The following is a 23,555-nucleotide window of genomic DNA, read 5'->3' as shown; positions in this document are numbered from 1 at the left end:
TGTAAGGTTCGAAAAATAAAAAACCCTTCCGTTATAGAAGGGTCTTTCTAAGAAAAATTCAAAACCACTACTTACGTGGTGCTAAACCGTCACGATTCGCGGCAAGCCAAGCAAATGCAGCCGTTATAATTGCATTGTGTTTTAGGTCTGATTCCACCGCTTTATCCCAAACATCCATTGTTGTGTGATGCGTGCGGGTTCCGTATTCAATCGGATCTTGGATGAACTGAAAGCCTGGCAATCCAATGGCATCGAACGAAAGGTGATCTGTGCCTGACGTGTTTCGTAGTGTAAGCGTCGAGATGCCTTGTTTTTCGAATGGTTTTAGCCAGGCTCTGAAAACAGGCGCGATATTCTGATTTCCCTGCAGATAAACACCACGGTATTTTCCAGATCCATTATCCATGTTGAGGTAGATCGAAAATTTTTGTGCTGCAGGCTTAAGCTGGATAGAATCATATGGATAGCTTTTATCGAGGCGTTGTCCGAGAATTCTTTTCACGTAATTACGCGAGCCCAATAACCCTTGCTCTTCTCCGCCCCACAACGCAATGCGAATGGTACGGCGAGGGCTAACACCTAGAGACTTTAGAATACGAATGGCTTCTAACATTACTGCAGATCCACATCCATTGTCTGTTGAACCCGTTCCTCCGTGCCACGAATCCAAGTGAGCGCCAATCATAACGATTTCATCCTTGAGGTCCGTTCCAGGAATTTCTGCGATAACATTATACCCGGGTGCTGATGGCGTAAACTCTGTTTCCAAAGCAAGCTCAAGTTTTACGCGCTGACCGTTTTGAATTTGACGCACCAGTCTATTGTAGTGTTCAGCGGCTACAACAATCTGTGGAAGAATTTTAGGCGCTTTTGCATCTCGCGAGTTAAGTCGACCTTCAAACGGCGCGTCAGCCGGATAAGGTACGGTTGCACCGCTTACGATGAGCGTACCATCTTCTAAACGAACAGCGGGACTAGCTTCAATAACGGCAATGGCGCCTTCTTGTTCGCACAATTGCCATTTCAGGTAGGCCAACCGTTGTGGCTCGGATGGTGCTGTAAAACGACGTCCACCGAAGTTTTCATCCGCACCGCTGTTGGCCATCACCAATAGCGTCGAGTCCGTGAGTCGTGTTGCATCGGGTTTGAACCCCGGCTTCACAGGCGTAGGCAAACTGAACATCACGATTTTTCCCTTCAGTTTTCCTTTGTATTGTTGAAGATCCTCTTCCTTCTTAATGTCGAGATATATTGCATCCGCTTGAACCGTTCCTTTAATACCAGGGCTCCACGCCTTCGGATGAGCAATCAATGGAAAATACACCGGGCCTAGCGCACTTAAGCTGAATTTCTTCAATTGCCACCCACGACCAAAATCTTCATCCCAAACGTCAAAGTGTACATTCTGAGCACCCCAACCTTCCAGTGTGCTTTTCGCGTAGTCAGCTGCCCTTTTGTACCCCGGAGAATTCGTTAAGCGTGGTCCATGGATGTCTGTGAGCATACTCAAGATACTCATCACTTGAGACCGGTTGTTTCCTTCGTTTTTGATTTTAGAGATCGTTGCCGTATCGACTTTTTCGATAGACTGAGCGTCCGAGGCAAGCGGCGTAATGAAAATAGCAGATGCTATCCCAAACAAGAGATTTTTCATGTTGGAAGATTTAGGTTAATGTTCAAAATTAATTGCGCGTGGTAATGATGCATTACCGCTTATTTAATTTTTTGGTGTTAGCCGAAAAAGCGGCAGATGGATGGCTGACTTGAAAGTCGTAGATTTAATGATGCGAGTTATCAAGATATTTTTCTTCGTGATGCTGTTTTCCGTCGCTTGCGAAAATGATAATAACGACAAGAAAGACTCGTGTCTTGGAACGCCGAAAGTATCGCCCTGCCCGGAAGTTATCGATCCTGTCTGTGGATGCAATGGTAAAACCTATCAAAACGATTGTTACGCTGAAGCTGCCGGAATTCTGACTTGGACACCGGGCTCTTGCCCATAATTAATTTTTACTACTCGCCTTGATCACAACATTCTTTCGCGCGATGTAAACGTTCCACATGCCTTCCAGATTTTCTACACCATCGGCCTGGCGTGTAACTACCGGTTTTGAATACACCAACGAGTCGAATTGTGCTGGGTCTTCCTTTAAATACAATTTTTGAATGTTGTCTTGAAGATCGCCTGTTACCATCGCGCTTACATAAGCGTCAATCAATTGTTGTTCTACAGCCTCGGTATTTTTGTCACCTGGTTTTGTCCAATGAATTCGCACGCCCTTCACACGCGACAGGGAGTCAATGGCACGTGAAGAGAATCTTGCCTTTTCTAGCAGCTGAAAAACAAGTCTTCCTTCGTCCAGCGCCGTTGTCACAATTTCATCGTCAGTAACTTTTACAATTTTATTCTGCTCCATGCCATCACGGAGCTTTTTCCTTTCGTCGTCGGAAAGTCGTCCACAAGCAGACACAACGATAAGTGCGCTTAATACCAAGTATCTCATGACCGCAAATATGGTGTTTTTGATTCTATTTTCGTGTGGGTAAAAATATGCATGCCGGAAATAACTCGAACCAATTCGTTAACTTTGCCAGATTAGGTAGGTAAGTATATGATCGAAAAACTAGAGGAAATTAAACTTCGATTTGAGGAAGTAGGACAATTGTTGGCGCAACCTGATACGGTAAGCGACATGAAGAAATTTTCTCAACTCAGTAAGGAATATAAAGATCTTGAAAAGGTTGTGGTGAAATACAATCAATTTCTAGATGCAACGAGCAATCTGAAACATGCGAAGGAGGTTCTTGAAAAGGAGAAGGACCCGGAACTTCGTGAGCTGGCGAAGATGGAGATCGACGACCTTGGTCCGATCATCGAGCAGCTTGAAGCTGAGCTGAAAGAGCTTCTCATTCCGAAAGACCCTAATGACGATAAAAACGTGATGCTCGAAATCAGGGCAGGCACCGGGGGAGATGAGGCTGCGATTTTTGCCGGCGATCTTTGGAGGATGTATCAGCGCTTTTGTGATCGCCGCGGCTTAAAGCTCACTGTACTTGACGTTACAGAAGGAACAGCGGGAGGTTATAAGGAAGTTATCAGTAGCATTACTGGCGATGGTGCGTATGGATTGCTGAAATTTGAATCAGGGGTTCATCGTGTTCAACGTGTTCCGGCAACGGAACAACAAGGACGGGTTCACACGTCAGCAGCATCAGTTGTTGCACTTCCTGAAGTTGAAGATGTAGAAGAAGTTGTCATTAATCCAGCGGATCTTGAAGTTCAAACGGCTCGCTCTAGCGGCGCTGGTGGACAGAACGTAAACAAAGTTGAAACCAAAGTTCAAATGACGCACAAACCTACGGGGATTGTGATCACCTGTCAGGTAGAACGTTCACAGCACGGAAACCGCGAGCGCGCATTGAAAATGCTTAAAACCAAACTCTATGAAATGGAGGTTGAAAAGCAGGAAAAGGAGATAGGCGCTGCAAGGAGATCGTTAGTACGAAGCGGTGATAGGTCGGAGAAAATAAGAACTTATAATTATCCACAGAGCCGCGTAACAGACCATCGGGTTGGTTATACTGTATATAATTTGCCATCTGTAATGAATGGCGAATTAGATGATTTTATTGAGCAACTGCGAATAGCTGACAGTGCAGAAAGAATGACAGAAGGGGCAACGCGATAGGCTAACAAATCCGTTATATTGCCTGGTCGAGACTAACGAAACGTCATGTTTCAATCATCGGCACTATATTGGATTCATAATCGGAAACCTTAAAAAAACAATTTTATATGAGTAAAGGATTAATTGCAGTCCTCGTTTTTGTTGGCGTAATCGTTCTTTCTGGAGTGATATTCTTCATGTGGGGTGCCGGCGTATATGACAAAGCTGTGGCCGAACAGGAGTCTGTAAAAGCAAGCTGGGCCGATGTGCAAGCAGCATATCAACGCCGGGCGGATTTAGTTCCAAACCTAGTGGCTACTGTAAAAGGAGCTGCAGAGAATGAGAAGTCAATTTTGGTACAGGTAACACAAGCAAGAGCCGGCATCGTTAATGCACAAACGCCTGAAGATCTAGAACTTGCAGGAAGAAAAATTAATACAGCAATCAATCTCGCGTTCGAAGCTTATCCACAGATTCGTTCAACAGAAAATTTCCAAGATCTACAACATCAACTTGAGGGGACTGAAAATCGAATTAACGTATCTCGTCAGCGTTATAATGAAACCGTTCAAGTATACAACACATACGTAAGAGGCTTTTTTAAACGCTTCGCGTTGGGGCTTTTCGGCGGAGGTGAAGACTTCAGCATACGTAAAGGCTTTGAAGCTTCTGAATCAGCGCAAGATGCTCCATCAGTTGATTTCAGCGGTAAATAGTAATAAAGGACTTTCAAACCTCTCTGCTTGCAAATTAGAGAGGAGCCCTAGCGACAAAGCTGGGGCTTTTTTATTGGAGCGTATAGTGTCAGGTTTGCTATATGATGGTCTCAAAGAACGCTGACAAGTGCAGGCCATTAACGCTCCCGATACCCGACAGATATTGTGAGATTAAATGATTAACGTATGCGTAAGCCACCGCGCATCCTTCACTTCCCTCAAGGGCCCATCGCAAATGCCATTATTGATTAACTAACGATTCACGATTCACGATTCACGATTCACGATTAACAATTAACGATTAACGATTAACGATTAACGATTAACGATTAACGATTAACGATTAACGATTAACGATTAACGATTAACGATATTCCCCAAAAGAAAAAGGGAACCGTTTCCGATTCCCTTTCTGTATGAAGTATTTTCTAATTGCTTAGTAGTTCGATCCTGCTCTGATCATCGCGCAACGGAAACCAATGGTTGCAGTTGCAGAATCTTGATCGAGGAAGCGACGTGTACCTGGTGACATCCAGTATGCTACATCTTTCCATGAACCGCCTTTGTATACGCGAGCACGGTCTGTAACAAGTGATGTGAAGGATCCGGGATTTTTCTCGAAGTCACTGTTATAGCCAGATGATGGATCGAGGAAACCATCGCGACGGATCGGGTTCAAATCATCGAAGTCTTGATAAGTAGTAGGGCGATAGATGTCTTGTACCCACTCGCTCACGTTGCCGGCCATGTTATAAAGACCGTAATCGTTAGGAGGGAACTCATAGATATATGAGGTGATCAAAGCACCGTCGTTCAGACGGCCTGCGATACCTGCATAGTCACCGCGTCCACGCTTGAAGTTAGCAAGCATGAAACCCATTTGCTTTCCATAAGGGTTACGAACAGCGTGACCATCCCAAGGATAGATGCGTTGGTGTGTTTGCATTTCTTCTAGCCACTGAGTTCCGATAAGGGCTTGTGCTGCATACTCCCACTCAGCTTCTGTTGGAAGACGGTACGCAGGTACTACGATACCAGATTCCAGTGGAATGCGACCATCACTTTCTGCGTATTCCTCACCAGCATTTTCAGCAAGCTTGATGTTTACAGCGCGTGTTCTCCAAACTGAGTATTTGTTAGCCTGATTCCAGCTGATACCAACCACAGGGAAGTAGCGGAAGCCAGGGTAACGAAGATAATGATCAACATAAGGATCGTTGAAGGCAAGTTTACCTACCCAAACAGTTGTATCAGGCAACGCAGCTTGATATGCTTCTTGGGATGAATCTTTTGCCAAATAGTGAAGGTATTCTAACCAGTGAATGTTTGCGATCTCTGTTTCGTCCATGTAGAATGAAGCAACAGATACAGTTCTTTCGATGTTATCGCGATAAGACATCACATCCTCTTCGAAAGATCCCATTACAGCACGACCACCTTCAATGAAAACCATGTTTGGTGCATCAGGTTGTCCTTCGTAAGGATTCACCATGAAGCCGCCTTGATCTTCATCATTGAAAGCTAAGCCAGTAGCTGTACTCATTTGCCCTGGGTTCTGAGCTGTAGGCTTGCCGCCTTTGCCCCCAAAAAGTGAACAGGCAGACAGGGCAACTGAACCGCCGATTACATACAAAATGACCCTGAAAGAATACTTCATTTCATTAAAAATTTTAAACAGAATGCTAATTAAACGGATAATACCATGTTTTCCAAGCAGTCGCAAGTTTATTGATCAATCGCTGATGTAAGAGAAATAGCAACTTCTTGTACCAAATTCACGATTCTTTTAACGTATGGCAGTCCGGTTCTATTGTTCCGGGAATATGGTATCCAGAATTGGGAAGGTTCTAGAGGCTGACCTTCGTTTAGTTGACAAATTTGAAGGTTAAAAGGATGGCACGGATTTGTCAATACCGGCCTGAAATCGCCGAATCTTATGTTAACCCTTGATCACTTCCGCGTAATGCCTTTTGAAAAGAAATGTGATGTAATTACGTTCCAAGGAAACTACCTCATGCAAAGGCCGCTCGCAGACTGTAAGGTTTTCCTCTATTATGCTGAAGGTTTTTTTATCGAAGTGTTCTATTCGCCAAAACATCAAAAGGTTTTAATGATAAATGCATTCGATCAACCGGTAGGTCTTTCACCTTACTTAGATAAAATTTCGCTCCCTGATTTGATGTCTTGACCGACCATTTGACCTAATAAGTCAATTGCCGCATCTACCGTCTTGATGTCTTCAATCACCAGTAATGCCTTGCCTGCGCTGTCTTTCATCTTGCATCGTCGTGAGTTCTTTTTCACGAACGATAAGATCTGACCGAAAATATCGGAGCTGAAATATTGGTCTTTCGTACTGATAAAGTAGGCTCTTAGCTTTTCGCCTTTTAAACTCAGCTTTTCAAAACCAAGTCGCTCTCCCAACCAACGCAAGCGTACTGAGTTAATGAGCTCATCAACCGACGATGGAATCGGGCCGAATCTATCTTTAACCTCTTCAGCAAATTTCTGCAGCTCCTTTTCGTCTTTGATGTTGTCGAGTCGTGAGTAAAGTTGGAGACGTTCAGTGATGCTGCTCACATAATTTTCAGGAATTAGAATCTCCAGATCGGTTTCGATCACGCAATCCTGCACAATCAATTTCGCCTTTTCTGAAAGCTCGGATGCGAATAGTTCTTTAAAGTCTGTTTCCTTTAATTCTTGAATGGCATCGTCTAGGATTTTGTGGTAGGTATCGAAGCCTAAATCACTGATAAAACCTGTCTGTTCTCCGCCCAATAGATTTCCAGCTCCCCGAATGTCTAAGTCGCGCATGGCTACTTTGAAACCATCACCTAATTCAGAAAATTCTTCCAAAGCAGAAAGACGTTTTCTTGAATCAGCCGAGAGAACAGACGCCGGAGGTGTAAGAAGATAACAATATGCTTTCTTGTTCGAGCGCCCCACGCGTCCACGCATTTGATGAAGATCAGACAACCCAAACATGTGGGCCGAATTAATGATAATCGTATTCGCGTTTGGAATATCTAAACCAGACTCGATGATGTTAGTCGATACGAGTACGTCGTATTCTCCATCAATGAATCTCATCATTACTTTCTCTAACTTATCGCCATCCATCTGACCATGACCAATACCAATGCGTGCATCAGGTACCAATTTGTAGATCGTATTGGCAACGGATTCAATATCACTCACGCGATTGTGTACGAAGAAAACTTGTCCACCCCGTCTAAGCTCATGACTGACAGCGTCTCGTACAACCACTTCATCATACGTGTGAAGTTCTGTTGTAACGGGTTGTCTATTAGGAGGAGGTGTTGCGATAATACTTAAGTCGCGCGCACCCATGAGTGAGAAATGTAGTGTGCGTGGGATTGGTGTTGCAGTGAGTGTTAGGACATCGACGTTTACCTTTAGCTCTTTCAAGCGATCTTTCACTTTCACACCGAATTTTTGTTCTTCGTCAATAATTAAAAGTCCGAGATCTTTAAACGCTACATCTTTACTGACAATTCGATGTGTACCAATGAGAATATCGACTTTTCCAAGCTTGACATTCTCAACAATTCCTTTAATCTCTTTATCGGTCTTAAATCGCGACACATAATCGATCGTTACGGGAAGATCTTTAAGACGTTCGCTGAAGGTGCGGTAATGTTGCATTGCGAGAATAGTAGTAGGCACCAACACAGCAACTTGTTTTCCTTCACTAGCCGCTTTGAATGCTGCGCGCACCGCGACTTCTGTTTTTCCAAAACCAACATCGCCGCAGACTAAGCGATCCATGGGATGAGCCTGCTGCATATCTTTCTTCACGTCGTCGGTAGCCTTGGCCTGGTCTGGAGTATCTTCATACATGAATGAAGACTCAAGTTCCGCTTGTAAAAATCCATCGGGAGAATACGCAAATCCTGGGGCCGTTTTTCTCTTCGCGTAGAGATCAATAAGCTCTTTAGCGATGTCTTTGACGCGCTTCTTAACTTTTGATTTTTTGTTTTCCCATTCCTGCGAACCGAGTTTGCTGATCGGTGGCGGCGTGCCTTCTTTTCCCGAATACTTTGCTATCTTATGAAGGGCGTGAATGCTCACGTAGAGCAAATCATCGTCGCGAAAAACAAGGCGAATGGCTTCTTGATCGTGCCCATTAACTTCGCGTTTCTCTAGACCTGCAAACTTCGCTACGCCGTAATCGATATGCGTAACAAAGTCACCTGGAGATAAGGTTGCTAATTCGCGAAGCGTGAGCGCCTTGGACTTAGAAAATTTTTCCTTTGCTCTGAATCGGTGATAACGTTCAAAGATCTGATGATCTGTGTAGCAAACCACCTTAATATTGTGATCAATGAATCCTTGTCGTAAGGCAAAATCTAACGGCTGAAATTTTAATGTGATGTTGATCTCTTCAAAAATGCCTTTCAAGCGCTCATTTTGCTTCGGCATTTCGGCTGCAATAAAATTACTGTAGCCCTGATTTTGATGATTAAAAAGATCGGAAGTTAAGAGCTCGAAGTTTTTGTTAAACGAAGGTTGAGCAGATGATGGCCACTCAAAAGTTTTATCGGCAGTAAACACCGCACGACTTCCGAACTCAACTTTTGAAAATGACGAGACGCGGTCACTAAACTCCTCACCTGAAGAGAATAGTCTTTCTGGTGACGATACGACCTGTGTGCCACTTTCCTTGAGAATTTTTTCGAAGGAGCTATCCGCTTTTTCAAAACTCTTTTGAATGATGTCGACTGTAAGTTGAAAATCTTTAAACCACAATTTCGTATCGGGAGAAATGAAATCAAGAAACGATTGGCGTTCCTCCTGGATTAACTTCGTTTGAATGTTCGGAATGATACTTACCTTATCGAGTACATCTACCGAAAGCTGTGAACCCGGCTCAAAAGTTCTGATGCTGTCGACTTCATCGCCAAAGAGTTCAATGCGGTAGGGGAGTTCGTTGGCAAATGAGAAAACATCGATGATGCCACCGCGTACGGAGAATTGTCCAGCTTCGTAAACAAAATCGGTTTTCTCAAAATCATAGTTATGACAGAACTCTTCGAGAAAACTGATGTCGAGTTTTTCACCAACTTTTACAGTGAACGTATTAGAAGCGAGAGAACGTTTATTGACAACCTTCTCACAGAGCGCTTCTGGATAGGTCACGATTACATCACCAGCGGTTTTATTGGCAAGCTTGTTCAAAACTTCTGCACGCATGAGAATGTTGGCGTTCTCGGTGTCTACAAATTCGTATGGACGCTTGTAAGACATAGGGAAAATTAGAATTTCCCTTTCGAGTAGATTTTGAAGGTCATTTTGAAAATATGCTGCCTCTTCTTTGTCTTGAAGTACAACAACAACATCCTGACGGTCGATTTTGTGAATCGCAGCAAGAAGCACCGCGTCAATACTGCCAGAGAGATTCTTGATTCGTACAGCCTTGTTGCCGGACGCTTTAATTCCTGCAGCCACGGTCTTCACTAGACCATCTGCCTGATATATCTTCAGAAAATCGTTCGCCTTCACGCGTTAAAAAAACAGGTTGTAAAGATAACTTCATACACGAAGCGACGCGGAAATAGTTTGATTTTTATTTTGTTAATTTTAATCATGGAATTTGCTCACCGTTTGCTCCTCGTCATTAGCGTAACAGCATTTGTATTTATGTTGATTGGTCTTTATAAACCGTGGATAATGCTGTGGTGGGAAGACGTTCAAAACAGGAGGCAGGTGATCAAATTGTATGGATCAATCGCATTATTTGCCTGTATCGTCTATTGCACGACATATTTTTTCATCGTTCGCTGATTATTTTAAGCGGGAACATTTAGCGAGAAATTTTTCACGCATTCCCGAGAAGGCGATAAGGTAATCATTACCGCCATCGCGAAGCTTAAATTTCGATTTGATCTGCTCCGGAGACAACGGATAATTTCGTGTAATCACATTTACTTGCTGGTTAATAAATTTTGACTGAAGAATTTTTGAATCAGCCTTTAGCATTTCTGTGATTTCGAAAATACGCCCTGGAAAATCTTCTATCAATGTTTCACTGGTGTAGAGATGTGTACTGGTTTGAAGTTTTTTAACATCGAATTTTTGCCCAACAATTTTAAACGCGCCTGCTTTTAGAATAGACGCGTTCGGTTCATAGAGATATCTTTTTGGATCATCGATGAGCGTTGTCGATTGTTGTTCCTCCTCGAACGTGAATGTGAACGTGTCCGTATTTTTTTTAGTGATATTAACGGCGGTAATCACAGGTTTTGCTGGCGCGTTGGGACTACAAAAGAATAATACTTCCTTACACTCATTACCAACCGAGATAACATACACATGTTTTGTTATGCCAAGCTCCTGAAGACCAATCTTAATATCGAGTAGCGGTGATGCTTTGATCAAAAGATTTGGACTGGTTCGAAGTATTTTTTCCCGCAGATTTATCACATCGGGTGTACAATCCGATAGTTTAAAAACGCGTTGATTGTTCTGTGAACGCCGTGAAGGATCGATGTAAATGAGGTCTACACGATAATCATTTTCAAGAAACTGTTCTGCAGTTGTGTTTTCATGTCGAATATTGGTGGCGCCTAATGAACGATGATTGTGCTGCGCTATGCTGAACAATTCCGCATTTGATTCAACATAAATGATAGACTCAAAATATTTACTGAAAAAAAAACTGTCGATGCCAAAACCTCCCGTTAAATCTATCGCGTTGTTATGCGCAATGTTTAATGACTTTAGAATTTGGTTTTTGAATATCGCTGTTGTTTCTGAAGAACATTGCTCTAGATTTATCACGGGTGGGTAAACAACGTTGTCACTGTGGTAGTACGACGGAATTTTATCTTTTGCTTTTCGACGACCTGCTATTTGTTGAGCAATTAAAGCAGTAGGGACGCCATGAATTTCCTTGTGTTTTAGAACCAACTCGCGCTCATCGTCATTTTCATGACTGCGAATGAAAGTTTGGATATTCATGTTTAAAATTGACTCCACCTTTACTTACGATTTTGAATTGCTGCGTGATTTAAAATGAAGATAAATATTCCTGAGATAGACCATCAGACCCAGTGATGAGGAGGTTAACAGTACAAGGTCGACGACTTTGGTTTCGGTCACGTAGAGTGCAAAGGGAATATTGAGCAATGACGCCGTTGCGCTAATAATCCAAAAGCCCAAGGGAAGTGTCGATACTTTTTGTTTTTCGGAGTAGTACCACTGATAGATAAATCGGAGATTCAACATGAGTTGCCCCGCGGTTCCAATGAGGATAATTGCATCGGTGAAGTCCGTTGTTGTAAGCAGCGAATGCGTCGTGTCCTTGTTTTGCCAAATGCTCCATGCAACGATCATGAACGGAAGTAGCAGGAGAAAAACTCTAACAGGGCGCGGGAGTGTCTGCCAGTATAATTTAAGTTGAAGGTTGCGGACGTAAATGAAGTATGATAATATCTGCCCTAGCACAACGACCAAGCTGTTTAAAAGGATTCCGTAGATGAGTGTTAGTAGAGAGCCGACAAGACTCAACTGCCAGAATAATGTGGGTGAAACTACTTTTCGTTGTTTTTCAGATTGAAACAATTGAACGAGTTGCCTCGCGCCGAACATCGACTGCGCAAGATACCCCAACGCGTAATACCAATGTATTTCCTTCATCGCTTAGATGTCGTAGTCACAAATCATGATGAAAAGAAAAGCCCGGTCAATTAGACCAGGCCCTCTTCATAAATTTATCGCGCGATATTAAAGTGTGCGTTTAACTTCGCGTTGTTCGTAGCTTTCAATTACGTCGCCAACTTCCATATTGTTGAAGCCGTCGATACCAATACCGCAGTCGAATCCTGAGCGTACTTCACTTGCATCGTCTTTATGACGTTTCAGTGATCCAAGTTTTCCTGCGTAAATTACGATACCATCACGGATCAAGCGGATCGGGTTCGAACGCTTGATTGAGCCGTCAGTCACCATACATCCTGCAATAGTTCCAATCTTAGAGATCTTGAACACTTCGCGGATTTCTGCATTACCAACAATTACTTCTTCCGTTTCAGGCGCTAACATACCTTCCATAGCGGCCTTCACTTCGTTGATCGCGTCGTAGATGATTGAGTAAAGACGGATCTCGATCTCTTCGTTTTCTGCAAGTCGTTTCGCTGCACCTGAAGGTCTTACCTGGAAACCTACGATTACTGCGTCGGATGCCGATGCAAGCAATACATCAGATTCAGAGATCTGGCCAACACCTTTATGAATAATAGCAACTTGTACTTCTTCCGTTGAAAGTTTTAGCAATGAATCGGAGAGGGCCTCTACTGAACCGTCCACGTCGCCTTTTACGATCACATTCAATTGCTTGAAGCTTCCAATCGCGAGACGTCTACCAATCTCGTCAAGTGTGATATGTTTCTTCGTACGGATGCTTTGCTCGCGGAGTAGCTGACTACGTTTACCAGCAAGTTCTCTTGCTTCACGATCAGTATCCATTACAGCGATCTTTTCACCTGCTTGAGGCGCACCATCCAAGCCCAACACAACCACAGGGGTCGATGGTCCGGCTTCTTGAATGCGCTTTCCGGTATCATCAAACATCGCTTTCACGCGACCATAGTGAGCACCGGCAAGAAGGATGTCGCCAATTTTGAGCTTACCATTTTGCACCATCAACGTTGCAACGTAACCACGTCCTTTGTCGAGGGATGCTTCGATAATAGAACCCGTCGCATTCCGGTTTGGATTTGCTTTCAGGTTTAGTAACTCTGCTTCAAGTAAAACTTTCTCAAGAAGGTCATCGATACCTTTTCCAGACTTAGCAGAAATCTCTTGGCTTTGATACTTTCCACCCCATTCTTCAACGAGGATGTTAATCTTTGAAAGTGATTCACGAATCTTATCAGCATTCGCCGTTGGCTTATCGATTTTATTGATCGCAATAATGATCGGAACACCAGCAACCTGAGCGTGATTAATCGCTTCTTTGGTTTGTGGCATTACGTCGTCATCGGCCGCGACTACGATAATGGCAATGTCAGTAAGTTTCGCACCACGGGCACGCATCGCGGTAAACGCTTCGTGACCTGGTGTATCAAGAAATGCAATTTTGTTGCCGCTCTTGGTTGTTACATCGTAAGCACCAACGTGCTGAGTGATACCACCGGCCTCTGATGCTGTAACTTTTGTGTTACGGATATAATCGAGCAACGACGTCTTTCCGTGATCGACGTGACCCATGATCGTAACGATTGGAGCCCTTGGAAGTAAATCTTGTTCACTGTCTTTTGATTCCTGTACAGCATTTTCTTCTTCCGAAGAAGTGAACTGAACATCGTATCCAAATTCATCGGTGATCACCGTGATTGCTTCAGCGTCGAGACGTTGGTTAATGGAAACGAACATTCCGAGACTCAAGCAAGCTGAGATAACTTCGTTCACAGACACGTTCATCAATGAAGCCAAGTCGTTTGCCGAAATGAATTCAGTAACCTTTAATGTTTTTGATGATTCCTGCTCTTGCAACATTTGTTGCTCTTGCGCGTCGGAAATCGCCTGACGTTTTTCTCTACGATATTTTGCAGAAGACACTTTCTTCTGATTGCCACTTAACTTGGCAAGTGTTGCGCGAATTTGGTCTTGAATTTCCTTTTCTGAAGGTTCTTCTTTCTGAACGCGAGGCGCGTGTGGTCCTTTGCCGCGTTGCGGATGTTGGTGCTGTGGACGTGGACCTTTTTGTTGGTTGCCATGTTGCTGACCTTGGCCCTGTCCTTGTTGCTGTTGATTATTGTCAAAATTGGCAATCCGTTTCCGAGGACGTTTTCCTTTCGCGTCTTTCGATGTGTCTGACGACGCAACCGGATTGTCCTTTTTCTTATCAACAGGAAGTTCAATCTTGTCAACAACCTTCAATCCTTTCAAACGGTCGGCTTTCGCCTTAATGAGTTCGTTTTCTTGAACTTCAGGCTCGGGTTGTTTTTCAACAACGGGTTTTGCTACCACTACTGGAGGTTCTTCTTTCTTTTCAGGCTTTTTCTCAGAAACGACTACCGGAGGTTCAACAACCTTTGGAGGTTCTACTACTTCTGGTTTGGTTTCTTTAACCTCTTTTACTTCTTTAACTTCTGCTACAACCGGTGGTGTTTGCACGGGTGGCTCTTCAACCTCTGGTTTAGCAGGTTTCTTTTCGAGATCAATTTTTCCGAGAACCTTAATTCCTTCCAGCTTCGGCTTTTCGCGTTCAACTTTCTCGGATTTAACTTCTTCCTTAGGCTTCACGTCTTTCGTGCTTGCACCAAGGTTTTTGATCATGATGTTTTCTTCTTCATCAACACGTTTCTTCGCAGCTTCTTTCTGACTTTCTAGCACAACGTTATCGACGTGTTTTGCGCCGATTGAAAGCCCTGAAGCTTCAAGTTTGTCGGTTGCTGATGAAGCAAATTCTTTTGACAAAAGATTGAATTGCTCGGGCGTGAGTTTAGCGTTGGGGTTGTTCTCAACCTCAAAGCCTTTTTTCGCTAGAAAGTCCAAAATGGTGTTATGACCCACATTGAGCTTCCTCGCTGCCTGACTCAACCTGATCAATTTTTCTTCTGCCATATTCAAATATGCCTGTTTTTTAAAGACTTTTAAAACCTAAATGATGAAAGCACTAAAAATTAACGGATAGTTCACGGCGTGTCTACCAATGCTGTTGGCGACTTTACCGATTGCAAAACCCGTTTATTCAAACTCTTTCTTCAAAATATTCAAAATGTTATCGACAGTCTCTTCTTCAAGGTCTGTGCGTCTAACAAGTTCATCCTTCGATAATGCCAAAACACTCTTCGCTGTGTCGAGACCGATACGGTTGAGTTCATCGATAACCCAGCTTTCGATCTCATCAGAGAATTCGCTCAAATCGACATCCTCTTCAACTTGACCTTCCGCCAACTCACGGAATACATCAATTTCATAACCTACCAATCGACTGGCAAGCTTGATGTTTAAACCACCCTTACCTATGGCCAGGGAAACCTGATCTGGTTTCAAGTACACAGACACTCTGCCATTGTCCTTGTCGATTTTGATCGACGTTATTTTCGCAGGACTCAAGGCACGTTGAATGTAGAGCTCGAGATTTTCTGTATAGTTGATGACGTCGATATTTTCATTTTGCAATTCACGAACGATAGCGTGAATGCGCGATCCTTTCATACCCACGCAAGCCCCTACTGGATCAATACGATCATCGTAAGATTCTACGGCTACTTTAGCACGTTCACCTGGCTCACGAACAACTTTCTTAATCGTGATCAGGCCATCGTAAACTTCTGGCACCTCTTGTTCAAATAATCTTTCTAAGAACACCGGAGAAGTACGCGACAAAATGATTTTCGGATTGCCATTCACCATTTCCACTTTGTGAACAATGGCTCTCACATTTTCGCCTTTGCGATAACGATCTTTTTGAATTTGCTCTCCACGCGGAACAGCGATTTCATTTCCTTCGCCATCGGTCAAAAGAACTTCCTTGTTAAGCACCTGGTAAACTTCACCGGCAATGATTTCACCAACGAGGTCTTTGTATTTCTGGAAAAGGATGTCCTTCTCAAGGTCTTTTACTTTTTGAATAAGCGTTTGTCTGGCTGTTGTAACAGCACGACGGCCGAAATCTTCGATGAAAATTTGCTCAGAAACTTCTTCGCCGATTTCAAAATCTGGCTCGATTCTTTGTGCTTCGGAAAGACTAATCTTGTTATGCTCCCAAATATCCTCTGAGTCGTCGTCGACAATTTCACGAATTCGATAGATCTCCAAATCGCCTTTTTCGGCGTTAACGATGATATCGAAATTATCCGTCGGTATAGGATTTCCATTTTCATCCTCACCGTACTTTTTTCGAATCATATTCCGGAAAACGTCTTCCAGAATACGGATCATCGTTGGACGATCGATATTTTTTTGTTTTGCAAATTCAGCAAACGACTGAATTAATTCATGTGCATCCATGGTTCGTCTTATTTAAAACTAACTAACACAAAAGCTTTTTCTATTTCCGAAAATGTTAAGTCCAAATTTGTGACTTCAATCTTCTTACCCGCGCCTACCTCTTGGCCAATGGTAATGGAATTGTCTTTTACATCAATCAACTTACCCTCGATCGTCTTGTCGGTAAGTTTTACTTTCAATCTTCTCCCAATATGTTTTTTGTACTGACGTGGAAATTTTAAGGGATGATCAACGCCGGGTGTTGAAACCTCGAGCAAATAATTCTCATCAGCCATTAAATCCGACTCATCTAAAACCTTGGCGATATCTCTACTGATATTTCCGCAGTCATCGATCGTTACGCCTTGGTCGCCATCAATTACAATTAATAGCTTCTTTGGACCTTTTCGTGCCGACAGGATTACATCGACCAAAAAATGACTTGGGTCTGTCAATTTTGACGCTGCAATACTTTTTATTTGATCGAGCAAGTCCATCCAAAAAACTTTAAAAACAAAGAGGGGACTTGTTCGTCCCCCCTAAAAGAATGATTTACAATCGGCGCAAAATTATAAGTTTTTTGACATTCCCACAAAAGTTTATTGAAATATTCGGAATACAGCGTTTCAGCTCAATTTTTCGAGCTCTCGCGCAAGATTCTGCCGCGCCGATTTTTCGTATCGATCAAAAAAATATGTGGTCTTGTAAATCTGTGACATCGATAAAAAATGTGTCAATACTTTTTTTCGTCCAGGATTGTAAAGTACCGCCGGGTAAAATTTATACTCCTTTCGGATGGCTTTCGTGTATGCCTCATATTGGTCCCAGTCTGCGCCCAGTATCGACAAATCGGCGTCGGTGAAGTAGTTGATATCCGTATTGGGGCTAATGAAATGACTTTTGGTAGCCTGAATGATGTCTTTACACTGGCCAATGGTTTGAAGCGGAACGTGCATTTCTGTAAGGAGCTTGCCAGCCATAAGCGCACTGTTCTCTTCATTGCTTTTACTCGTGCTATTATATACGACGTCGTGGAAAACAATGGCAAATACGATGCTCGGCCAATCAGAAATATGTTGACGAACACCAGCCAGTTCATTCAACAAATGCTCAAGGTGGGATAGATTATGATAGTGACGAGTCCGTTCGCCATGTGCGCTTGTGATCGTGTACCAAACACGATCGATCAACGCACCATCACTCGTAAATGTCCTGGCGACGGTCTTAAATGTCGTTTCCAGGTTATCCATGAATAATTACAGTTGGAGATTTTTGAGATAGGTGCCATAACCACTTTTCTCCAGTGGCTTTGCGAGTACATCAAGTTGGGCACGGTTGATAAATCCCATGCGAAATGCTACTTCTTCGATACAGCCAATTTTAAGTCCCTGCCGTTGCTCGATGGTCTGTACGAAGTTTGAAGCTTGCATTAAAGAGTCGAACGTTCCTGTGTCGAGCCAAGCGGTACCTCGACTTAATGGTGCGACTTTTAGTTTCCCAGCTTTAAGGTATGCATTGTTCACATCCGTGATCTCCAGCTCACCACGGGGGCTCGGCTTCAACGCCTTAGCGATTGAAACAACTTCATTATCGTAGAAATAAAGTCCCGGAACCGCATAATTAGATTTCGGGTTGGAAGGTTTTTCTTCTATTGAGATAGCCTTCTTGTTAGCATCGAATTCCACTACCCCGTAGCGTTCTGGATCTTGAACGTGGTAGGCAAAAACTACACCGCCATCGGGATCTGCATTATTCTTTAACAGCGATTGGATTCCGGCGCCATAAAAGATATTGTCGCCTAAGATCAAGGCAACCTTGTCGTTGCCAATGAATTTTTCTCCAATAATAAATGCCTGGGCAAGACCTTCTGGCTTCGGTTGTGCAGCGTACTGAAAATTGCAATTGAGCTGTTTACCGTCTCCGAGCAATTTCTTGAACGTATCTTGATCGTGAGGCGTAGTGATGATGAGAATGTCTTGAATACCGGCCATCATCAAAATTGAAAGCGGGTAATAGATCATAGGCTTATCATACACCGGCATGAGTTGTTTACTCACAGCGATGGTAAGCGGATGTAATCTTGTTCCGGATCCCCCGGCCAATATGATGCCTTTCATGACGAAAAATTTAGGAATGCTCCAACTAACGTCCTTGGTACATGTTCGCGTAGTATTGCAGATACGCACCTGAAGTGACGTGCTTCAACCATTCTTGATTTGAAAGGTACCAATCTACGGTTTTTTCCAGACCCACTTCAAATGTTACCTCTGGGCGCCATCCAGTTTCGCTAATAAGCTTCGAGGCGTCAATCGCATAACGGAGGTCGTGACCAGGACGATCTGTCACATACGTGATTAATTTAGCCGACGTGCCTTCGTCGCGACCTAACTTTTTGTCCATAATATGGCAAAGCAATTGAACGAGGTCGATATTTTTCCATTCGTTGTTTCCGCCGATGTTATAAACCTCACCAGGTTTGCCATGGTGGAAAATTGAATCGATGGCACGTGCATGATCTTCGACATATAACCAGTCGCGGATATTCTCACCTTTGCCATAAACGGGAAGTGGCTTGTTGTTAATGATATTATTAATCATCAACGGTATTAATTTCTCGGGGAAATGATAAGGTCCGTAATTATTAGAGCAGCGGCTGATTACAGAAGGAAAATGAAAACTGTTATGGTAGGCGCTAACAAAATGATCGCTGCCGGCCTTCGAAGCAGAATATGGTGATCGTGGATCAAGTGGCGTTGTTTCGGTGAAGAAACCACCATGCTCGGCTGAGCCATACACTTCATCGGTGGAGATGTGGTAGAACAATTTCCCTTCTTCTTTCCCTTTCCAAGCAGCTTGCGCCGCACAAAGAAGGTTTAATGTTCCGATGATATTTGTTGTTGCGAACTCTGTGGGATTGTGTAAGGAACGATCCACGTGTGATTCCGCAGCCAAGTGAATAACGCCGTCGATGTCGTGGCGTTTGAATAAATCAAATAAGAACTCTACGTCAAGAATGTCTCCGCGCTCGAAATGATAGTTCGGTTTTTGCTCTACATCTTTCAGATTTTCGAGATTGCCAGCATAAGTAAGCTTATCGAGGTTAACAACCTTATATGACGCATACTTGTTGACAAACAACCTGATGACGTGTGAACCGATAAAACCTGCACCACCTGTAATTAATACTTTTCGAATTGACATTTACCTGACGTAGAGTTAAAAATTTCTAACGGATATATTTATCGAAATTCTTATGATCACGCTGATAAAGTACTTCCTGCGGCAAAGATTTAAAATACTCGTAAGTAATTTTCAAACCTTCTGACCGGGACACTTTTGGCTCCCAACCTAGAATTTCTTTTGCTTTCGTAATGTTTGGTTGACGCTGTTTCGGGTCGTCTTGTGGCAGCGGTTTGTAAACAATCTTTTGTTTAGTACCCGTGAGCTTAACAATTTCTTCCGCGAACTCCTTGATGGTGATCTCACCAGGATTACCAATGTTCATTGGCAGGTGATAGTCGGACATCAGGAGTCTGTAGATTCCGTCCACTTCGTCGTCGACATAGCAAAACGAGCGCGTTTGAGATCCATCACCGAATACGGTTAAGTCTTCACCACGGAGTGCTTGCCCGATAAATGCAGGCAATACTCTACCATCGTTGAGGCGCATACGTGGTCCGTAAGTATTGAAAATTCTTACGATCCGTGTATCGACATTGTGGTAAGTATGATAAGCCATTGTGATCGCCTCTTGAAAGCGCTTTGCTTCATCATAGACACCGCGAGGACCGATTGGGTTTACATTACCATAATATTCTTCTACCTGTGGATGAACCAAAGGGTCGCCGTACACTTCGGAAGTGGAAGCAACCAGGATTCTCGCCTTCTTAGCGCGCGCGAGGCCTAATAGGTTATGTGTTCCCAGCGAACCCACTTTCAGCGTCTGAATAGGGATCTTCAAGTAGTCGATCGGACTTGCGGGTGAGGCGAAGTGCAGGATATAATGAAGCTCTCCAGGCACGTGTACAAACGACGACACGTCATGGTGATAGAATTCAAAATCAGGGTGTTTAAAAAGATGTTCAATATTTCGAAGATCGCCTGTAATCAGGTTATCCATCGCGATAACATGAAATCCCTCTTTGATAAAGCGGTCGCAAAGATGTGATCCGAGAAAGCCGGCTCCTCCTGTGATCAGAATGCGTTGCTTAGCCATGGACTACCTCCCTTCCGATGCTATAATAAGCGTAACCAAGCTCTTTCATTACCGACAGGTCATAGAGATTTCTGCCATCGAAGATCACTTTTGCTTTCAGCAAAGAAGAAAGTTTTTCAAAGTCTGGTGTTCTAAATTCAGGCCATTCTGTAGCAATAAAGACTGCATCTGCGCCTTCTGCTGCCTCATAAGGAGTTTCGCAGTATTGAATTTTCGACCCCACTAATTTCTTCACATTTTCCATTCCTTCTGGATCGTGCACTTTCACGGTCGCGCCAGCTTCTAAAAGCAAATCTATATTGTATAGTGCCGGAGCTTCGCGAATATCATCGGTATGTGGCTTGAAAGAAAGTCCCCAAACAGCGATAGTTTTGCCCTTCAAATTGTTGTTGAAGTATTCTTTCACGCGCGGGATCAATCTTGTTTTTTGATCTGCGTTTACGTCCATCACGGCTTTCAAGATTTTGAAATCATATTGAACGTCGCTACTTGATTTCGCAAGTGCTTGCACATCTTTCGGGAAGCAGCTTCCACCGTATCCGATACCCGGGAACAAGAAACGTTTTCCGATTCGACTATCCGTACCAACACCTTTACGAACAGAGTCAACGTCCGCACCAACGGATTCACAAAGGTTGGCGATTTCGTTCATGAAGGAAATTTTGGTTGCAAGGAAAGCATTAGCAGCGTATTTCGTAAGTTCGGCAGAACGCTCATCCATAAAAATGATCGGGTTGCCTTGACGTACGAATGGTTGATATAACTGCTCCATTACTTTGCGGCCACGTGCAGAGTTTGTTCCGATAACCACGCGATCTGGCTTCATAAAATCTTCAACGGCCACACCTTCACGCAAAAATTCAGGATTTGATACAACATCAAATTCAACTTTAGCGCCTTTGGCTACACGCTCGCGAACTTTGTCGGCGGTTCCGACGGGTACTGTACTTTTGTCGACAATTACAGTGAAGTCTTTAAGCAATGGTCCGAGATCATCGGCCACTTTGAGGATGTACTTTAAATCGGCAGAGCCGTCTTCACCGGGAGGCGTAGGAAGTGCAAGGAAAATGATTTGTGCACCTTCAATACCTTCTTTAAGATTGGTTGTGAACGCTAGTCTTCCCTGTTTTAGGTTACGTTCGAATAATTGTTCTAGACCAGGTTCGTAAATGGTGATTTTGCCATTTTGAAGTTTTTTTACTTTCTCCTGATCAATGTCTACGCAGGTTACGGTGTTTCCGGTTTCTGCAAAACAAGTTCCGGTTACGAGACCAACGTAACCAGTGCCAACTACAGCTATTTTCATGAATTGATGGGTTTTAGAACTTGCGAAATTATAATTTTTGTTAACACTGCAGTAATTTCTTACGCCAGGCTGACATCAATATTATTATCTACAAACTAACACTCGTTTGCTATTTCGATTTAACTCGTTAATTTTGTCGACTTCCAAAAAAACAAAAGTGTATGCAACTGGTAGCCGAAGACTCGCTCAACATAGGTTTCGATGAAACCGAGAACCAAAAAATGATCGCTCAAATGGTAAAAGATTTTGGTGAAAAAGAAATCCGACCCAAGATGATGGAATGGGATGAAACACAGGAATTTCCAGTGGAGGTATTTAAGAAAATGGGGGAGCTTGGATTGATGGGTGTACTTGTTCCTGAAGCTTACGGTGGATCAGGTTTTGGATACTTAGAGTATATCACTGCAATTATTGGCATCTCGAAAATTGATGGCTCTATTGGCCTATCACTCGCCGCACATAATTCCCTTTGTACAAACCACATTTTACAGTTTGCAAGTGAGGAACAAAAGCAACATTACCTTCCCAAACTTGCAACAGGTGAGTGGATCGGAGCGTGGGGATTAACAGAACCCAATACGGGTTCCGATGCTGGAAATATGCGTACGGTAGCCGTGCAAGATGGAGACTATTATGTAATCAATGGAGCAAAGAATTTCATCACGCATGGCAAGTCGGGCAATGTTGCTGTTGTGATCGTGCGTACTGGAGAGCGGGGAGATTCACATGGGATGACGGCATTCATCATTGAAAAAGGCACACCTGGTTTTACATCTGGGAAGAAGGAAAACAAACTCGGCATGCGTGCGTCAGAAACAGCGGAATTGATTTTCACAGACTGCCGTGTTCACAAATCACAGATGATAGGTTCGCTGGGCGATGGATTTGTCCAAGCGTTGAAAGTGCTTGACGGCGGACGTATTTCAATCGCTGCTTTGAGCGTAGGCATTGCGCAAGGTGCTTATGAAGCAGCCCTGGCTTACTCGCAGCAACGTGAGCAGTTTAACCAGGCTATTTCTAAGTTTCAGGGTATCAGCTTTAAGTTGGCTGAGATGGCCACGAAAGTAGAAGCCGCTAAACTGTTGACGCTACGCGCTGGCGACCTGAAGAACCGTGGTAAAAGCGTTACAAAAGAATCTGCGATGGCAAAATTATACGCTTCCGAAATAGCGGTCGAGGTTGCAAACGACGCTGTTCAAGTGTTTGGCGGGTATGGTTATATCAAGGATTTCCCTGCAGAAAAATACTACCGCGATGCAAAACTTTGCACCATTGGAGAAGGCACCTCTGAAATCCAGAAGCTGGTAATTTCCAGAAGCTTATTAAAGTAGTTTGGATTATCACAACCTTCGTCCTATATTTGCAGCCCTAAAGAAAAATTATGATCATCGTTAACGTAAAAGAGAACGAATCAATTGATAAGGCGCTTAAGCGTTTTAAGAAGAAGTTCGAAAAAACTGGTATTTTGAAGGAATTGCGCTCACGTACGGCATTTGAGAAGCCATCAGTAAGACGCAGAAACCAGATTATCCGTGCTGCTTACCGTGAACAACAGCAGCTTCTTCACAACAACGGTTAATTTTCAGTACTGAAATAAGCTATACGTATTGTGGATAACCACGGGGTTGTCCACAATATTTCGTCATTTTATCCACATATCCCCTTGCGGTTTCCCGTTAGGGGATTTT

Annotated in this window: 19 protein-coding genes; 5 read left to right on the top strand and 14 right to left on the bottom strand. The window is 43.4% G+C overall.

Annotated elements, in window-relative coordinates; translation table 11 throughout:
• Positions 1-67: 67 nt before the first annotated feature.
• Positions 68-1,654, bottom strand: coding sequence for a M20/M25/M40 family metallo-hydrolase (locus DQQ10_RS03180; protein ID WP_112745329.1), 1,587 nt, complete (start codon positions 1,652-1,654; stop codon positions 68-70).
• Positions 1,655-1,754: 100 nt separating this feature from the next.
• On the opposite strand from DQQ10_RS03180, the gene DQQ10_RS03175 reads away from it, so the two are divergent.
• Entirely contained in the window at positions 1,755-2,003 is a 249-nt protein-coding gene (locus tag DQQ10_RS03175; RefSeq protein WP_245970248.1) for a Kazal-type serine protease inhibitor family protein, read from the top strand.
• Here DQQ10_RS03175 and DQQ10_RS03170 read toward each other — a convergent pair whose 3' ends face one another.
• Positions 2,004-2,504, bottom strand: coding sequence for a hypothetical protein (locus tag DQQ10_RS03170; RefSeq protein ID WP_112745328.1), 501 nt, complete (start codon positions 2,502-2,504; stop codon positions 2,004-2,006). It abuts the gene before it with no gap.
• A gap of 108 nt (positions 2,505-2,612) precedes the next feature.
• On the opposite strand from DQQ10_RS03170, the gene prfA reads away from it, so the two are divergent.
• Entirely contained in the window at positions 2,613-3,689 is a 1,077-nt protein-coding gene (gene prfA, locus DQQ10_RS03165; protein ID WP_112745327.1) for a peptide chain release factor 1, read from the top strand.
• A 107-nt stretch (positions 3,690-3,796) separates the two neighbouring features.
• Positions 3,797-4,384 (top strand): LemA family protein, encoded by a 588-nt coding sequence (locus DQQ10_RS03160; RefSeq protein ID WP_112745326.1) that lies wholly within the window; start codon positions 3,797-3,799, stop codon positions 4,382-4,384.
• A 436-nt stretch (positions 4,385-4,820) separates the two neighbouring features.
• On the opposite strand, the gene gldJ is transcribed toward DQQ10_RS03160, so the two are convergent.
• The 12 genes from gldJ to DQQ10_RS03090 form a co-directional block, all read right to left on the bottom strand.
• Positions 4,821-6,041, bottom strand: coding sequence for a gliding motility lipoprotein GldJ (gldJ, locus tag DQQ10_RS03155; RefSeq protein ID WP_112745325.1), 1,221 nt, complete (start codon positions 6,039-6,041; stop codon positions 4,821-4,823).
• A 491-nt stretch (positions 6,042-6,532) separates the two neighbouring features.
• Positions 6,533-9,907 (bottom strand): transcription-repair coupling factor, encoded by a 3,375-nt coding sequence (gene mfd, locus DQQ10_RS03145; RefSeq protein WP_112745323.1) that lies wholly within the window; start codon positions 9,905-9,907, stop codon positions 6,533-6,535.
• Between the two features lie 282 nt (positions 9,908-10,189).
• Positions 10,190-11,365 carry a class I SAM-dependent methyltransferase gene (locus DQQ10_RS03135; RefSeq protein WP_112745321.1) on the bottom strand — a complete coding sequence of 392 codons (1,176 nt, stop codon included), beginning with the start codon at positions 11,363-11,365 and terminating at the stop codon, positions 10,190-10,192.
• 24 nt (positions 11,366-11,389) lie between these two features.
• Positions 11,390-12,043, bottom strand: a complete 654-nt coding sequence (locus tag DQQ10_RS03130; RefSeq protein WP_112745320.1) for a lipid-A-disaccharide synthase N-terminal domain-containing protein — start codon at positions 12,041-12,043, stop codon at positions 11,390-11,392.
• A gap of 87 nt (positions 12,044-12,130) precedes the next feature.
• On the bottom strand, positions 12,131-14,974 hold the full coding sequence (gene infB / locus DQQ10_RS03125; RefSeq protein ID WP_112745319.1) for a translation initiation factor IF-2: 2,844 nt from the start codon (positions 14,972-14,974) through the stop codon (positions 12,131-12,133).
• 123 nt (positions 14,975-15,097) lie between these two features.
• Entirely contained in the window at positions 15,098-16,366 is a 1,269-nt protein-coding gene (gene nusA / locus DQQ10_RS03120; RefSeq protein ID WP_112745318.1) for a transcription termination factor NusA, read from the bottom strand.
• 8 nt (positions 16,367-16,374) lie between these two features.
• Positions 16,375-16,842, bottom strand: coding sequence for a ribosome maturation factor RimP (locus DQQ10_RS03115; RefSeq protein ID WP_112745317.1), 468 nt, complete (start codon positions 16,840-16,842; stop codon positions 16,375-16,377).
• A 129-nt stretch (positions 16,843-16,971) separates the two neighbouring features.
• Entirely contained in the window at positions 16,972-17,595 is a 624-nt protein-coding gene (locus tag DQQ10_RS03110) for an HD domain-containing protein (RefSeq protein WP_112745316.1), read from the bottom strand.
• A gap of 6 nt (positions 17,596-17,601) precedes the next feature.
• Positions 17,602-18,462, bottom strand: a complete 861-nt coding sequence (rfbA, locus tag DQQ10_RS03105; RefSeq protein WP_112745315.1) for a glucose-1-phosphate thymidylyltransferase RfbA — start codon at positions 18,460-18,462, stop codon at positions 17,602-17,604.
• A gap of 25 nt (positions 18,463-18,487) precedes the next feature.
• On the bottom strand, positions 18,488-19,546 hold the full coding sequence (gene rfbB / locus DQQ10_RS03100; RefSeq protein WP_112745314.1) for a dTDP-glucose 4,6-dehydratase: 1,059 nt from the start codon (positions 19,544-19,546) through the stop codon (positions 18,488-18,490).
• A gap of 25 nt (positions 19,547-19,571) precedes the next feature.
• Complete coding sequence (locus DQQ10_RS03095) at positions 19,572-20,561, bottom strand: UDP-glucuronic acid decarboxylase family protein (protein WP_112745313.1); 990 nt, start codon at positions 20,559-20,561, stop codon at positions 19,572-19,574.
• Positions 20,554-21,867 carry a UDP-glucose dehydrogenase family protein gene (locus tag DQQ10_RS03090; protein WP_112745312.1) on the bottom strand — a complete coding sequence of 438 codons (1,314 nt, stop codon included), beginning with the start codon at positions 21,865-21,867 and terminating at the stop codon, positions 20,554-20,556. The genes DQQ10_RS03095 and DQQ10_RS03090 overlap by 8 nt, the downstream gene beginning before the upstream one ends.
• Positions 21,868-22,028: 161 nt before the next feature.
• Here DQQ10_RS03090 and DQQ10_RS03085 point away from each other — a divergent pair, with 161 nt between their 5' ends.
• Both DQQ10_RS03085 and rpsU read left to right on the top strand, forming a co-directional pair.
• Positions 22,029-23,198, top strand: a complete 1,170-nt coding sequence (locus tag DQQ10_RS03085) for an acyl-CoA dehydrogenase family protein (protein ID WP_112745311.1) — start codon at positions 22,029-22,031, stop codon at positions 23,196-23,198.
• Between the two features lie 50 nt (positions 23,199-23,248).
• Complete coding sequence (gene rpsU / locus DQQ10_RS03080; RefSeq protein ID WP_112745310.1) at positions 23,249-23,446, top strand: 30S ribosomal protein S21; 198 nt, start codon at positions 23,249-23,251, stop codon at positions 23,444-23,446.
• Positions 23,447-23,555 lie beyond the last annotated feature (109 nt).

Origin of the sequence: Pseudochryseolinea flava (assembly GCF_003286915.1) — a bacterium.
GTDB classification, from domain to species: domain Bacteria; phylum Bacteroidota; class Bacteroidia; order Cytophagales; family Cyclobacteriaceae; genus Ohtaekwangia; species Ohtaekwangia flava.
The sequence above is the reverse complement of the archived record's forward strand: the minus strand, read 5'-3'. Positions and strand labels throughout refer to the sequence as shown.

Coding starts and splice junctions, on each gene's coding strand:
- DQQ10_RS03175 (WP_245970248.1), top strand. CDS start 1,755: ATGGCTGACTTGAAAGTCGTAGATTTAATGATGCGAGTTATCAAGATA.
- prfA (WP_112745327.1), top strand. CDS start 2,613: ATGATCGAAAAACTAGAGGAAATTAAACTTCGATTTGAGGAAGTAGGA.
- DQQ10_RS03110 (WP_112745316.1), bottom strand. CDS start 17,595: ATGGATAACCTGGAAACGACATTTAAGACCGTCGCCAGGACATTTACG.
- DQQ10_RS03085 (WP_112745311.1), top strand. CDS start 22,029: ATGCAACTGGTAGCCGAAGACTCGCTCAACATAGGTTTCGATGAAACC.
- DQQ10_RS03095 (WP_112745313.1), bottom strand. CDS start 20,561: ATGGCTAAGCAACGCATTCTGATCACAGGAGGAGCCGGCTTTCTCGGA.
- infB (WP_112745319.1), bottom strand. CDS start 14,974: ATGGCAGAAGAAAAATTGATCAGGTTGAGTCAGGCAGCGAGGAAGCTC.
- DQQ10_RS03090 (WP_112745312.1), bottom strand. CDS start 21,867: ATGAAAATAGCTGTAGTTGGCACTGGTTACGTTGGTCTCGTAACCGGA.
- DQQ10_RS03180 (WP_112745329.1), bottom strand. CDS start 1,654: ATGAAAAATCTCTTGTTTGGGATAGCATCTGCTATTTTCATTACGCCG.
- rfbB (WP_112745314.1), bottom strand. CDS start 19,546: ATGTCAATTCGAAAAGTATTAATTACAGGTGGTGCAGGTTTTATCGGT.
- DQQ10_RS03170 (WP_112745328.1), bottom strand. CDS start 2,504: ATGAGATACTTGGTATTAAGCGCACTTATCGTTGTGTCTGCTTGTGGA.
- rpsU (WP_112745310.1), top strand. CDS start 23,249: ATGATCATCGTTAACGTAAAAGAGAACGAATCAATTGATAAGGCGCTT.
- nusA (WP_112745318.1), bottom strand. CDS start 16,366: ATGGATGCACATGAATTAATTCAGTCGTTTGCTGAATTTGCAAAACAA.
- rfbA (WP_112745315.1), bottom strand. CDS start 18,462: ATGAAAGGCATCATATTGGCCGGGGGATCCGGAACAAGATTACATCCG.
- DQQ10_RS03135 (WP_112745321.1), bottom strand. CDS start 11,365: ATGAATATCCAAACTTTCATTCGCAGTCATGAAAATGACGATGAGCGC.
- gldJ (WP_112745325.1), bottom strand. CDS start 6,041: ATGAAGTATTCTTTCAGGGTCATTTTGTATGTAATCGGCGGTTCAGTT.
- DQQ10_RS03115 (WP_112745317.1), bottom strand. CDS start 16,842: ATGGACTTGCTCGATCAAATAAAAAGTATTGCAGCGTCAAAATTGACA.
- DQQ10_RS03160 (WP_112745326.1), top strand. CDS start 3,797: ATGAGTAAAGGATTAATTGCAGTCCTCGTTTTTGTTGGCGTAATCGTT.
- DQQ10_RS03130 (WP_112745320.1), bottom strand. CDS start 12,043: ATGAAGGAAATACATTGGTATTACGCGTTGGGGTATCTTGCGCAGTCG.